Raw genomic sequence first — 12,249 nt, forward strand, 5'->3', positions numbered from 1 at the left:
CAGTCTCCCTCTCCGACAACGGCTTCGTCTGGTTCTGCCACAATCCCGGCTGTGGATTTCGAGGCGGGACAGACCCTGCACCCGAAGCACGCGGAATATCTCGCCAGTCGCGGCATCCAATCCGATACCGCGATCGCGATGCGCGTCCATACCCGGCAGGACGCGACGGGCAACTGGCTCGTCTTCCCGTATCGGCTGCGCGGCAAGGTCGTGAACCGCAAGTTCCGTCTCACGTCCGAAAAGCAGCACCGGATGGATCAGGGCGGAACCCTCTGCCTGTGGAATGCGGAATGTCTCGCCTCCCCGCTGGTCGAAAAGGGGGCATCGGTAATCATCACCGAGGGTGAGTTCGACGCCCTCATTGCGATGGAATGCGGCTTCCCGCTGGTAACTTCCGTGCCCAACGGCGCCCCGGCCGAGAAGATCGATGATCCGGTCAACAGCAACCGCTATCGCTTCCTGTGGGAGAGCGAGAAGGAGCTTGAGACGGTCAAGCATTTCATCCTCGCGACCGATGGCGATAATCCCGGCCGCGTCCTGGCTCACGACATGGCCGCCATCCTCGGCCCGGAGCGCTGCAGCTTCCTCGAATATCCCGAGGGCTGTAAGGATCTGAACGAGGTCTATGCCGAGTTCGGCTATGACGGCGTTGCCGATGTCGTGGCCAAGGCCAAGCCGTTCCCTGTCCAGGGCCTCTACGATTTCTTCGACTTCCCCGACATGCCCAAGATCGAGGGCATGGAAACCGGCATCGATGCACTGAACGGCAAGATGCAGATCGTGCTTGGCACGCTCACGGTCTTCACCGGATATAGCAATATGGGCAAGTCCACGGTCATCAACACGATGATCGCGCACTGCGCCGAGCATGGCGTCCCGGTCTGCATCGCCAGCTTTGAAACGCTCACGCGCCCGATCCTGATGGACGGCATTGCCAAGGCGCTGATCGGCTGTGGCCCGAGCGAATTTTACCAGCACCCGCAGCGGCGCGAAGCATATGACCACGTCAACAAGATGGTGAAGGTCATCTCCAATTCTATGGACGAAGACCTTGAGTTCACGATCGACAGCTTCCTCGACACCGCGCGCATCGCTGTTATCCGCCACGGCTGCAAGGTGGTCATCCTCGATCCCTGGAACGAGCTGGAACACACGCGCGGCAAGGACCAGACCATCACCGAATATATCGGCCGCGCGCTGCGCCGGATCAAATCGTTCATCCGGCAATACAACGTCTCGTTCTGGATCGTGGCGCACCCGACCAAGCCGATGAAGGGATCGAACGAGAGGCCCAGCCTCTACGACATTTCGGACAGCGCGCATTGGGCGAACAAGGCCGACTATGGCCTCGTCTACCACCGTCCCGATCGCGAGCAGAACGAAGCCGACCTGGCCGTCGTCAAGGTCCGCATGGGCCTGCCGGGCGAAGTCTCATCGCAGACCGTGAAGTTCGATTATCGCACCTCTCGCATCAACGGGATCACGTCATGACCGCACCCCGCATCAAAGAAATCGCCTGCCTTTGTGGCGCCCGCGAGCGCGACACCGGGCAGAACCGCCCCCGGCCTTGCTGGGGCTGTGGGGACAAGACGGGCATGGGGAGGTTTGACCGATGAGCATTGAAAACACGCTGAGCGAACGGGGCGCGCGCTATGGGGATTTCTCCCACCACGCCCGAGCGAGCCAACGCTTGCAGGACGCCATGCGCGCGACGGCAAATTGGGACCGTCTGTCGGATGACAAGAAACAGGCGCTGACCGTAATCGCAGACAAGATCGGTCGGATTCTAACGGGCGATCCTGAATATCTCGATAACTGGCACGACATCCAGGGTTATGCGCGCCTTGCTGAGGAGCGGTGCAAGTCATGACCCCCACCACCCTCCAGCAAGCCCGCGAGAACGTCGCGGCCCGGCTCCATCAGCCATATCAGCAAAGGGCCGTGCTCGAAGGCTCCTGGGATCGCGGCTCCCTCGTTCGGGATGAGATCGCCAAGGTTGAGGGGAGGAAGTGATGGGGCAGACGTGCTTGGGGTGTAAGTTCTGGCGCTCAGGTAATTGCCGGAGATCGTCACCGCTGGTCGTCTATCGACCCGGCGGAAGCGGCGGCGGCCATGGCTACTATGGCGAAGTCCAGACGCATTGGCCTGCCACCAAGGCGGGCGATTGGTGCGGCGAATGGAGGCGCTCATGAACCCCCGCGCCGCCCGCCAGGCATCCGGCATGACCCGGAATGAATGGGCAATGGCCATGGGGGTGTCAGTGCTGACCACCAAGCGATGGGAAGCCCCGGCAGCCGATACGCCCGCGCCCCAACGCAGCACCGCGTCGAGCGCATGGAGCGCGTGCTTACCGGGTGTGGGGTCGATTTGAGGGAGGTGATGGGATGAACAAGCTTGCCATCATCGCGGCTGTTGCCGGCTTCGTCGTCGGCCGCATCCAGTTCGTCCAGCATGGCCACGTCCCGACGCTGCCAGAGCCTGAGGTTGATCACGATGTCGTCGCGTTCAGCACCGGCGATATGCGCGATGGCGATCCCGAGCTTGTCGAACGCAACCTGCCATCGATCATGCTGTCAAACGCATTCGGATGCGACATCGCGATCAGTCGCGACGGCGGACGAGCGCAATGGCTGGCTGATGGTGGAGAGCCGGGCAAGGGCAGTTTTCTGTTGGTTCGCAGGGAGGATCGGGTATGAACGCTGTTGCTGTGATTGAGGCGGCGGTATCGCCCGCCGAGGAATGGATCGATCGCGGCCGCACTCTCGCAGCCAAGCGCCGTGATGTTGACTGGGCCATTGCGGACTGGATGGTCGAGGGTAAAGCCGCCGGTCACCTCGATCAGGCCGGCTTCGACTTCCTGGCGGACAATCTGGGCATCGGCCCGGCCAAGCTGAAGCTGATCCACAAGGCTGCCGCGATCCCGGCGCATCTGCGCGACACCAGCCTGACGGTCGAGCATCATGCGCATGTCGCCGAACTGCCGGTGCAGGAGCAGATCGAACTGCTGACCGAGGCCAAGCGCCAGCACTGGAGCGATGACGACCTGCGCAAGCAGACGATCAGCCGTCGCGCCCAGATCGGGGGGTATGAGATGCTGACCCCGGAGGAGTGGGAATATCACTCCCTCATGGCGATGCAGCACGCATGGAACCGCGCGCCCAAGCAGGCCCGCATCGATTTTCTGGAAATCGCTACCAAGGCAAACGGGGGCTTGATCGACGTATGAAGTGGAAACGCCCATCATCGAAGAAGCTGTGGCCTGTGCCGCCAGAGTTTGCCGAAGCCTTCCGCGAAGGCGGCCACCGCAAGGTTGAGCGATGCTACAACATGCGGAACGACCTCAAGCGCAAATGGCAGGAGATGGCCGGCGGCGATGAGAACCTGAAGCTGGAGCGCAAGCAGTTCATGACTGTGGCGCGCAAGGCTCGGCAGGGTGATATGGCTGGGAGGCGGAAGGGATGACCCCGAAGCAACAGCGCTTCGTTGACGAATACCTGATCGATCTGAACGCCACAAAGGCGGCCATTCGGGCAGGCTACAGCGCGAAGACGGCAAACGAGCAAGGTGCGCGGCTGTTAGCGAATGTTAGCGTCCGTAACGCCGTCTCAGAGGCCAAGGCAAAGCGGTCGAAGGAAACCGGCATCGATGCAGCATGGGTGTTGAGCCGGCTCGCCGCCGAAGCCTTTGCCGACCTTGCAGACCTGTATGATGAGGATGGCCGGGTGAAGCCGGTCAAGGATTGGCCCTTGGTGTGGCGCCAGGGTCTTGTCGCGGGGATCGAAGTCGAGACGATCGGCGAAGGTGCTGGCCATGTCACGAAGGTCAAGATCAGCGAGCGGATCAAGCGGGTCGAGCTGATCGGCAAGCATGTCGATGTGCAGGCGTTCAAGGAGAAGCTGGAGGTCGCCGCGGCGATGACGCTGGTGATCGATCCTAAGGACGCTGCGCTTTGAGCCCAGCGGCCGGATTTGCTGACGAAATCACTGCTGAGCGTCCAGTTGGGCTAGGCCATAATGGCGGCCCGCCGATTGCCAAGCTGACCCCGAGGCAGGAAGAGGCGCGCGACCTCCTTGCCTCGCCCGCCCGCAACATCATGCTCCGCGGCGGCTCGCGCTCGGGCAAGACCTTCCTGCTGGTCCGCGCCATCCTCCAGCGCGCCATCAACGCGCCCGGCAGCCGGCACGCGATATTCCGTTTCCGCTTCAACCACGCGAAAACCAGCATCTGGGCCGACACCCTGCCCAAAGTGCTGAAACTATGCTTCCCGGCGTTGCGCGTCCGGTTCGACAAAACGGATTTCTATGTCGAGTTGCCCAACGGGTCGCAAATCTGGATCGCCGGCCTGGACGACAAGGAGCGGGTCGAGAAGATCCTTGGCGCCGAATATTGCACGCTCTACTTCAACGAGAGCAGCCAGATACCTTGGGGGTCGGTGGAAATCGCCATGTCCCGCCTCGCGCAGAAGTGCGAACTGGCGCCAGAGATTGCGGCGGCGACCGGGCGAACGCATCTGCCGCTCAAGGCCTATTTCGATTGCAACCCGCCGAGCAAGCTGCACTGGTCGTTCCAGCTATTCCGCGCCAAGGTGAAGCCAGGCACGAAGGAAGCGCTGCCGAACCCCGCCGATTATGTCGAGATGAAGGTCAATCCTTCGGACAACGCCGACAACCTGCCCGCCGAATATTTCGAGGTGCTGGCGTCCATGTCCGCGGCCAAGCGGCTTCGGTTTGAGGCCGGCGAATGGGCGAGCGAGGTCAACGGCGCGCTGTGGGCGCTGGAGGACCGGCAGACCGAGGGCGGGACGATTCCCGGCATCGATGGCCACCGGGCGACGCTGGAGCGCAGCCCTGACGATGGCAGGCCGCAGGTTCGCTATGCCGGGGCCGTGATCGATTTGCAGCGCATCGTTGTCGCGGCGGACCCCAGCGGCACCAAGGGCGACGGCGGCGGCGATGATATCGGCATCGTGGTCGCGGCCAAGGGTGCCGACGGACGCGGCTATGTCCTGCAGGATGCTACCTGTCAGCTATCCCCCGATGGCTGGGGCCGTCGCGTGGTTGAGATGTATCGACGCTGGGGCGCCGATCGCGTCATCGGTGAGCGCAACTATGGCGGCGCGATGGTCGAGTTCGTGGTCAAGACGGCGGATCAATCCGTCTCATACAAGGAGGTCAGTGCGACGCGCGGCAAGGTTGTCCGCGCCGAGCCGATCTCAGCGCTGTATGAGCAGGGCAAGGTGAGCCATGTGGGTGATCACCCTGACCTTGAGGACCAGATGTGCAACTTCACCGCGTCGGGGTTCGTCGGAGAGGGGTCGCCTGACCGGGCTGATGCTATGGTGTGGGCGCTGACCGAGTTGATGCTTGATAGCGCGGCGCCATGGGGCGCGTCTCTCTAGCCTACCGTCCGTAGCATATCGCCCCCTGTCGCCGCAGCGTTCCAGCATGGCCCAACTGCTCGACCATCGCGGCAATCCGATCCAATCTGCCGCGCGCAGCAATGTCGTGCCGATGGTGCGGGACGGCCTTGGCGGGCTGGTCAATGGCGCGACCGGCGCAGGCACGGGGATCGACCGCAGCGTCTGGGATTCCTGGCATTTCGTGCCGATGACGCCGCATGAAATAGTCTCCGGCTATCGGTCCAACTGGCTGCTCGGCAAGATCGTGGACATTCCCGCCGAGGACATGGTGCGGGAGTGGCGCGACTGGCAGGCTGATGAAGCCCAGATTGAGACGCTGGAAGAGGCAGAGCGCAATTTCGATATCGTAGGCAAGGTGCAGCAGGCCATCGCCTACGGGCGCTTGGGCGGCGGCGCGATGCTTCTCGGATATGGGGACGCCAACCCCGAAGCCCCCGCCCCGCAGCCGGGTAAGGACAGCCTGAAATACGTCCATGTCTTCAATCGCTGGGAACTGACGATTGGCGAGGAGCAGCGCGACATCACGTCGCTATGGTTCGGCCAGCCCCAGTATTTCCAGATCAACGGCAAACTCGACAATCCGAAGATCCACCCGTCCCGCGTGATCGTCTTCAAGGGGTCGCCTGTGCCCCGCTTCCCCGGTGTGACATGGGGAGATCATTTCTGGGGCGATAGCATCGTCTTCCGCATCGATCGCGCTGTGAAGAACGCGATCAAGGCCAATGACGGGTTTGCCCGCATGATCGATGAGGCGAAGATCGACATCTATCGCCTGTCGGGCTTCATGCAGAACCTAATCAGCAATGAGGATGAGGTGCGCAAGCGGGTGCAATATACCGATGCGGGCAAATCGTCACTGCGGGGCGTATATCTCGACAAGGACGACGAGTTCACCCAGCGCCAGCTTTCGCTGACCGGTATGCCGGAAATGATCGAGGCGCTGCTTTCGGTCGTTGCTGGCGCCGCCGATATCCCTGCCACTCGGCTGCTCGGCCGCGCGCCGCAGGGCATGAACAGCACCGGCGATCACGACGAGCAGAACTACCACACGATGATCCGCAGCAAGCAGCGGCTCTATCTGTCGCCCTCGGTCGATCGCCTCGATGCCACGCTGATCCCGTCCGCGCTCGGCAGCCGGCCGAAGGAAATCGGCTATAAGTGGTCGCCGCTCTCGCTGCCCAGCGAGAAGGAGCAGGCCGAAACCAACAAGCTCAAGGCTGAGACGATCAAGATCTACGTCGATGCGGCGCTGCTGCCGTCGAGTGCGATCGAGAAGGCCACGCAATCCATGCTGTCCGACGACCAGTGGTTGCCGGGCTTGGACAAGGCGCTGGCCGAAGCTGAGGCCGCCGGTGAAGAGCCAGGCGGCGACGAATCCGAACTGGGGATCGTGCCCCTCGGAGAGAAAGGAGGTGGTCAGGGATCTGCCGGTAGCGGCGGGAATGCTGACCCCAATCCCGCCCGCCGTGCTGTGAATGATGCCTGGATGCTGGAGGACTGGGCGCCCAAGACGCTTTACGTCAGCCGGGCGGTCGAGAACCGCGACGACATCGTGAAGTGGGCGCGCTCGCAGGGCTTCACCGACATTGCGGAAGATCTGCATGTCACCATCACCTACAGCCGAACCCCGGTCGACTGGATGAAGATGGGCGAAAGCTGGCGCGGCAAACTGGAGATAGAGCCGGGCGGCCCGCGTCTGGTCGAGGCGCTCGGCCCTGACGGCAAGTACAAGGCCCTGCTGTTCACCGCCTATGAGTTGGTCAGCCGCAATGCCGAGATGCGCGAAAAGGGCGCGTCGTTCGATTGGCCCGAGTATCAGCCCCACATTTCCATTCAGGTCGGTGGCGACATCGATCTAGCCACGGTGGAGCCTTACACCGGCAAGATCGTGCTGGGGCCGGAAATCTTTGAGGAGATCAAGGCATGACCCCAGAGTTCATGGCCATAGCGCTGGTTGGCGCCCACGCGCTGGCGGATTATCCGCTGCAAGGCGACTTCCTGAGCAAGGCAAAGAACCGCACTGCGCCCATCCCCGGCGTTCCGTGGCAGCAGGCCCTTGGCGCGCATGTCGTGATCCATGGCGCGGCCGTCGCCTTCATCACCGGCATCTGGTGGCTGTTCTTCGCTGAAGCGCTGATCCACTGGCTTACCGATGACGCGAAGTGTCGCGGTAAGATCAGCTTCAACCACGATCAAGCGATCCACCTGATTTGTAAATTGGCGTGGTGGGAAATCGCGATGGTGGCCTGACGGTGCCCTATTCCCTCCCCCGCATGGCCCGCCAGGCAGGCAAGCGCCGCGACATCACCCTGCGCCCCATCATCCCGACCCAAGCCGCAGCAACCGACCTCGCCGCGATCTACGCGCCCGCCTGGCAGATATGGTCCGACAACATCGACCGCATCCTTGCCGGCTATGATCCTCAGCCGCTTGCGAGGGATTCTGCCATGGCATATCATAGCAACCATGAAGGGTGCTGCTGTCAGGGTGTGGCAGACGGCAAACAGTGCTTAGAAACCGGAAACCGGATAGCAGGTTCGAATCCTGCCGCCCTTCTTACTATCGACACCGCGGATCAGGTGCAGGCCGCCATCAGCAGCGTGGCGCAGGAGTTCCTGACGATCCTCACAGCACGGATCGCGCCGGGACTGCGTAATTTCGCGTTCAGGGCCGAAAGGGTGCATAGGAGTAAATTCGCCGCGTCGGTGAAAGCGGGCGTAGGCATCGATGTAGACATGTTGATGTCGGCGCAGGATGTCGAAGAGACGCTGGGCACGTTTCTCGCGAGGAACGCCGCGCTTGTCCGCAATGTCAGTGACCAGGCGCAGGCGAGAATTTCTGATGCTGTTTTTCGGGGGTATCAGAACAGAACGCCTATCCGAGACGTGGCGAAAGAGATACGATCTGCGACAGGAATGGGGCGAACGCGAGCGGCCGGCATAGCCTCCGATCAAGTGTCGAAACTCTCAGGTGCCCTTGATACCGAGAGGATGGCCAATGCCGGAATCAGCTTATGGAAATACCGTCATTCCGGGAAGCTGCATCCGCGATCGACCCACAAGGCGAGGGACGGCCGCATCTACACGCTAAACGGAAACCGGCAAGTGAACGCTGATGGTTCCAAAATGTCTGGCGGGGATGTGATCGAGCCAGGGGACGAACCGAGTTCACCACCTTGGTGCGGGTGCAGGAAACAGAGCTATATTCCCCTGTTTTCAGAGATCGAATAGCTAGGCTTTCTGGGGATTCGTGCTATCATCGTCGGGCCGGAATGGGAGTGGAGTCCCAGACCAGCCCTAACCAAATGATCGTGGAGGATCACATGGCTGATGCCGTCAATATACTCAGAATCCGCTCTTGCGAAGCGTGTGGCGCGGAATATTCCATCAACCCTCGATATTCGGCAGCGCAGATTGCGCGGTCTAGGTTCTGTTCCCGCAAATGCTCTAACGTTTCACGCCCTGAGCGCCAACCAATGCCAATCGAGCACTATCTGAAACGGAACACTCGTTTCGGGATGTTCACCTTTGTAAGCGAGGGTGAGCCGATCGTAGGAAAGTATCATCCGATCCGGCGCGCCAAGGTGCGGTGCGATTGTGGTAATATTCGGCACGTGCAGCCCGCCCACCTACTGAACGGCAAACATAACAGTTGTGGCTGCACCAATGGTGAGATCAGTAGGCAGAGATTCACGACGCACGGCGCATCCGGCACCCCAGAGTATTCCAGTTGGAAGGCAATGATCGACCGTTGCCATAACCCGAAGTCTACCAACTTCCAACGATATGGCGCGCGAGGAATCAATGTGTGCCAGCAATGGCATGGCGCAGATGGGTTTGTGCAGTTCATAAAGGACATGGGGCCGCGACCGATCGGCACGACGCTCGATCGCATACGTGGCAATGAGGGCTACTCACCTGACAATTGTCGATGGGCGACGCGGAAGCAGCAGCAGACCAATCTGTCATCGAATGTCATGCTGACATACGACGGCAAAACGATGACGCAGAAGGATTGGGCCATACATCTTGGGATGAGCGGAAATGCCATTTCTGAGAGAATTCGGAGGGGCTGGAGTGTCGAGGAAGCACTGACCACCCCACCCCGAGGTAAACCCTCCCGTCCGTAGAGCCAATCCAAGACCATGCGGCAGACAAGCCACATGGTGCTATTCTCCGACGCCCTGACCCTTGACGCGCCCCGCCGCACCAGTGACGGCTACATGGCCGTGCGGGCGAAGGCGGCTCGGACTGGAACATACGCATACCTGGGCAGCGAAATCGATCCCGACAACAAGCATGGCCTGCGCGACGCGGGAATGGTGAACGTCCTGCGCGATGCCGAAGCGGTTTTTGATCCGCTGTCCGCGCATAGCTTCATCGGGAAGCCTATCACCGACAATCACCCGACCGTAGCGGTCAACGCCAAGAACTGGCGCGACCACGCGCGCGGGACGGTGATGGGCGCGAAGTGGGAGGAAGGCGGTTATCTCGCCTTCGACCTGATGCTCACGGATGCCGACACCATCGATGCGGTGGACGCCGGCAAGCGCGAACTGTCGAACGGCTATGCGGCGGAACTGCAATTCGGCGATTTCGATGGCCCCGGCGGCGTCAAATGCGTGGCTAAGCAGGTCGCCATCAAGGGAAATCACGTCGCGATTGTGGACCGGGGCCGCGCTGGCCCGTCCTGCGCAATCACCGATTCCGTCGCGATCTGCGACGCGAACCCCGCCTTCTTGGCGGACCTCACCCCTCCTTTGGAGAAGCCTGCAATGAAAATCCGGATCGGCGACGCCGAAGTCGATGCGACCAACGGTGAGGCCGTTCGGATCGCGAATGATGCGCGTGAAGGCGCATTCAAGGAACTCCAGACCAAGGTCGGAACCCTGACCGCCGATCTGGCCACCGCCAACACCACCATCCAGACCAAGGACGGCGAGATCGTCGCGCTGACCGCCAAGCTGGCAGACGCCGAAGTCACCCCGGCCAAGCTCCAGCAGCTTGCCGATGCCCGCGCCGACGTGATCGCCAAGGCCAAGATCCTGGCCCCGACGCTGGCGACCGATGGCAAGACCGACGCGGAAATCCGCAAGGCCGCTGTCACCGCCAAGCTGGGCGATGCGGCCAAGGACATGGCCGACGCCGCGATCGAGGGCGCTTTCATCGCCTTCACCAAGGACGCCAAGCCGGCGGACCCGCTGCGGCAGGTCCTGGCTGATGGCGCCATCACCTTCGCCAACGACGCGGCCTCGCAGGAGGGCGCAGCCTATCAGCGCATGGTCGATCGCCTGACCGGCAAGAAGACCGCATAAGGAGGACGGACACATGCCCCCGCTTCAGACCGCTTATCCCGATCGTCCCGCCGCTTATGCGAAGGGCCGCCGCGTCAACATGGAAGAATGGAACGCGCTGACCGGCATCGCCCAGGTCGCTGGTATCGGCCTTGCCGAACCGGTGCAGGACGGCACCATCGGTGAACAGGTCAATCCGTTCACCACCGGCAAATTCCGTGGCCTGACCGAATGGGCGCCGAGCGCCAAGGAAGATGGCACCTTCCCCATCAATGCCAGTTTCCCGGTCTGCGAAAGCGGCGTCATCGCCGGCTCCGCCTATCAGGCATGCACCAAGCGGACCCCGGTCTACTGGAACGCGGCCAACAAGGGTTACACCAGCACGGCTGGCAGCAACACCCTGATCCCGAATGCCGAGTTCGACGCCACCGTGGCGGCGGGCGGCCTTGTCCCCATCCGCCTGCGCCGCATCCCGCCCGCAGCCTAACTGGAGCAGCATAAATGGACATCAATATGATGGATGCGGCGCAGGTCTTCAGCTTCGCCACCCAGGCGAGCCGGATCGTCAACACCCGCGTCTACGAGATCGAATATCCCGAAATGGATATCGCCTCGCTCGTCACCGTCGACACCTCGCTGCCCGAATGGGTGGACGGCATCGACACGCTGATCGGCGATAAGGTCGGCAAGGCCGAATGGCAGACCGGCGGCGCAAAGGATATCCCGTTGGCGGAAGTCAACCTGAACAAGGTCGGCCTTGACTTCGACATGTATGCGATCGGCTATCAGTGGAACATCGAAGAGCTGGGGAAGGCTCAGTTCCAGGGCTACCAGCTGACCGAACGCAAGGCCGGCGCCGCCCGCTTCGGCTCGCAGGTCTTCATGTGGGACAACCTGCTGATCGGCTCCGATGTGAAGGGCTGGAAGGGGCTTCTCAACAGCAACTACGTCACGCCGATCACGCTGCCCGCTGATGGCACCGACAGCACTTCGGCATGGGTTACCGGAACCTACACCGCCATGGTCGGCAACAAGACCTCGGCGCAGATCGTCCGCGACGTGAACATGCTGTTGCTCGGCGCGCCCGGCCCTGGCCGCGTGGTCAAGGATACGCTGCTGCTTCCCGACCTGGCGCTGGATTACATCGTCGCCACCCCCTACGGCGCGACCAATCCGAACATGTCGATCATGCAGTATATCATGGCAAACAACGAATATACCCGCCGCACCGGCCAGCAGCTCAAGGTCCGCTCGCTGGATGAACTGAAGAACAAGGCCACTGTCGGCATTGCCGGCGGCGGTCGCGCGGTCGCCTATCGCAACGATCCCGACATGCTCAAGCTTTGGATGCCGATGCCCTATCGCTTCCTCCCGGTTCATCAGGACGGCCCGCTGAACTTCGTCGTCCCCGGCATCGCCCGAACCGGCCCGCTCGACATCATGCGGCCGAACGCGATCAGCTACGGCGACGCGGTGACGCCGGTTCCGGCCTGATCGGGCCTGACCTGAGACATCGGAGGCCCGCCTTTAACCGGGC

15 protein-coding genes and 1 tRNA gene are annotated in these 12,249 nt (G+C 61.9%); all 16 read left to right on the forward strand.

The annotated features are described in order from the left end of the window. Positions 1-138 precede the first annotated feature (138 nt). The 16 genes from VHN57_RS08490 to VHN57_RS08565 all read left to right on the forward strand — a co-directional run bounded on the left by VHN57_RS08490 (position 139) and on the right by VHN57_RS08565 (position 12,206). Entirely contained in the window at positions 139-1,491 is a 1,353-nt protein-coding gene (locus VHN57_RS08490; RefSeq protein WP_423283521.1) for a DnaB-like helicase C-terminal domain-containing protein, read from the forward strand. A 121-nt stretch (positions 1,492-1,612) separates the two neighbouring features. Then, positions 1,613-1,870 carry a hypothetical protein gene (locus tag VHN57_RS08495; protein ID WP_423283523.1) on the forward strand — a complete coding sequence of 86 codons (258 nt, stop codon included), beginning with the start codon at positions 1,613-1,615 and terminating at the stop codon, positions 1,868-1,870. Further along, the gene (locus VHN57_RS08500) at positions 1,867-2,013 is read left to right on the forward strand and encodes a hypothetical protein (RefSeq protein WP_423283525.1); all 147 of its coding nucleotides are present in this window, start codon (positions 1,867-1,869) and stop codon (positions 2,011-2,013) included. Before VHN57_RS08495 ends, VHN57_RS08500 begins: the two co-directional genes overlap by 4 nt. A gap of 371 nt (positions 2,014-2,384) precedes the next feature. Then, on the forward strand, positions 2,385-2,696 hold the full coding sequence (locus VHN57_RS08505) for a hypothetical protein (RefSeq protein ID WP_423283527.1): 312 nt from the start codon (positions 2,385-2,387) through the stop codon (positions 2,694-2,696). Then, a complete protein-coding gene (locus VHN57_RS08510) occupies positions 2,693-3,226 on the forward strand; it encodes a hypothetical protein (protein ID WP_423283529.1) in 534 nt (177 codons plus the stop codon). The genes VHN57_RS08505 and VHN57_RS08510 overlap by 4 nt, the downstream gene beginning before the upstream one ends. After that, a complete protein-coding gene (locus tag VHN57_RS08515; protein ID WP_423283531.1) occupies positions 3,223-3,462 on the forward strand; it encodes a hypothetical protein in 240 nt (79 codons plus the stop codon). The genes VHN57_RS08510 and VHN57_RS08515 overlap by 4 nt, the downstream gene beginning before the upstream one ends. After that, the gene (locus VHN57_RS08520; protein ID WP_423283533.1) at positions 3,459-3,953 is read left to right on the forward strand and encodes a terminase small subunit; all 495 of its coding nucleotides are present in this window, start codon (positions 3,459-3,461) and stop codon (positions 3,951-3,953) included. The genes VHN57_RS08515 and VHN57_RS08520 overlap by 4 nt, the downstream gene beginning before the upstream one ends. After that, positions 3,950-5,398 (forward strand): phage terminase large subunit, encoded by a 1,449-nt coding sequence (locus tag VHN57_RS08525; RefSeq protein WP_423283535.1) that lies wholly within the window; start codon positions 3,950-3,952, stop codon positions 5,396-5,398. The genes VHN57_RS08520 and VHN57_RS08525 overlap by 4 nt, the downstream gene beginning before the upstream one ends. Before the next feature lie 46 nt (positions 5,399-5,444). Then, complete coding sequence (locus tag VHN57_RS08530; RefSeq protein ID WP_423283537.1) at positions 5,445-7,346, forward strand: phage portal protein; 1,902 nt, start codon at positions 5,445-5,447, stop codon at positions 7,344-7,346. Then, a complete protein-coding gene (locus VHN57_RS08535; protein WP_423283539.1) occupies positions 7,343-7,669 on the forward strand; it encodes a DUF3307 domain-containing protein in 327 nt (108 codons plus the stop codon). Before VHN57_RS08530 ends, VHN57_RS08535 begins: the two co-directional genes overlap by 4 nt. A 233-nt stretch (positions 7,670-7,902) precedes the next feature. After that, positions 7,903-7,975, forward strand: a tRNA-OTHER gene (locus VHN57_RS08540). Positions 7,976-7,998: 23 nt separating this feature from the next. After that, positions 7,999-8,649, forward strand: a complete 651-nt coding sequence (locus VHN57_RS08545; RefSeq protein WP_423283541.1) for a phage minor head protein — start codon at positions 7,999-8,001, stop codon at positions 8,647-8,649. A gap of 92 nt (positions 8,650-8,741) precedes the next feature. Then, complete coding sequence (locus VHN57_RS08550) at positions 8,742-9,548, forward strand: hypothetical protein (RefSeq protein WP_423283543.1); 807 nt, start codon at positions 8,742-8,744, stop codon at positions 9,546-9,548. A gap of 33 nt (positions 9,549-9,581) precedes the next feature. Continuing rightward, positions 9,582-10,733: a DUF2213 domain-containing protein gene (locus tag VHN57_RS08555; RefSeq protein WP_423283545.1), complete on the forward strand. Its 1,152-nt coding sequence runs from the start codon at positions 9,582-9,584 to the stop codon at positions 10,731-10,733. A gap of 13 nt (positions 10,734-10,746) precedes the next feature. After that, complete coding sequence (locus VHN57_RS08560) at positions 10,747-11,199, forward strand: structural cement protein Gp24 (RefSeq protein ID WP_423283547.1); 453 nt, start codon at positions 10,747-10,749, stop codon at positions 11,197-11,199. A gap of 14 nt (positions 11,200-11,213) precedes the next feature. Then, positions 11,214-12,206 carry a major capsid family protein gene (locus VHN57_RS08565; RefSeq protein ID WP_423283549.1) on the forward strand — a complete coding sequence of 331 codons (993 nt, stop codon included), beginning with the start codon at positions 11,214-11,216 and terminating at the stop codon, positions 12,204-12,206. Positions 12,207-12,249: the final 43 nt, after the last annotated feature.

Source organism: Sphingobium salicis subsp. salicis (assembly GCF_049472635.1).
In the GTDB taxonomy this organism is placed as follows: Bacteria; Pseudomonadota; Alphaproteobacteria; order Sphingomonadales; family Sphingomonadaceae; genus Sphingobium; species Sphingobium yanoikuyae_A.

Coding starts and splice junctions, on each gene's coding strand:
- VHN57_RS08565 (WP_423283549.1), top strand. CDS start 11,214: ATGGACATCAATATGATGGATGCGGCGCAGGTCTTCAGCTTCGCCACC.
- VHN57_RS08535 (WP_423283539.1), top strand. CDS start 7,343: ATGACCCCAGAGTTCATGGCCATAGCGCTGGTTGGCGCCCACGCGCTG.
- VHN57_RS08490 (WP_423283521.1), top strand. CDS start 139: ATGCGCGTCCATACCCGGCAGGACGCGACGGGCAACTGGCTCGTCTTC.
- VHN57_RS08505 (WP_423283527.1), top strand. CDS start 2,385: ATGAACAAGCTTGCCATCATCGCGGCTGTTGCCGGCTTCGTCGTCGGC.
- VHN57_RS08520 (WP_423283533.1), top strand. CDS start 3,459: ATGACCCCGAAGCAACAGCGCTTCGTTGACGAATACCTGATCGATCTG.
- VHN57_RS08530 (WP_423283537.1), top strand. CDS start 5,445: ATGGCCCAACTGCTCGACCATCGCGGCAATCCGATCCAATCTGCCGCG.
- VHN57_RS08495 (WP_423283523.1), top strand. CDS start 1,613: ATGAGCATTGAAAACACGCTGAGCGAACGGGGCGCGCGCTATGGGGAT.
- VHN57_RS08500 (WP_423283525.1), top strand. CDS start 1,867: ATGACCCCCACCACCCTCCAGCAAGCCCGCGAGAACGTCGCGGCCCGG.
- VHN57_RS08560 (WP_423283547.1), top strand. CDS start 10,747: ATGCCCCCGCTTCAGACCGCTTATCCCGATCGTCCCGCCGCTTATGCG.
- VHN57_RS08510 (WP_423283529.1), top strand. CDS start 2,693: ATGAACGCTGTTGCTGTGATTGAGGCGGCGGTATCGCCCGCCGAGGAA.
- VHN57_RS08550 (WP_423283543.1), top strand. CDS start 8,742: ATGGCTGATGCCGTCAATATACTCAGAATCCGCTCTTGCGAAGCGTGT.
- VHN57_RS08515 (WP_423283531.1), top strand. CDS start 3,223: ATGAAGTGGAAACGCCCATCATCGAAGAAGCTGTGGCCTGTGCCGCCA.
- VHN57_RS08555 (WP_423283545.1), top strand. CDS start 9,582: ATGGTGCTATTCTCCGACGCCCTGACCCTTGACGCGCCCCGCCGCACC.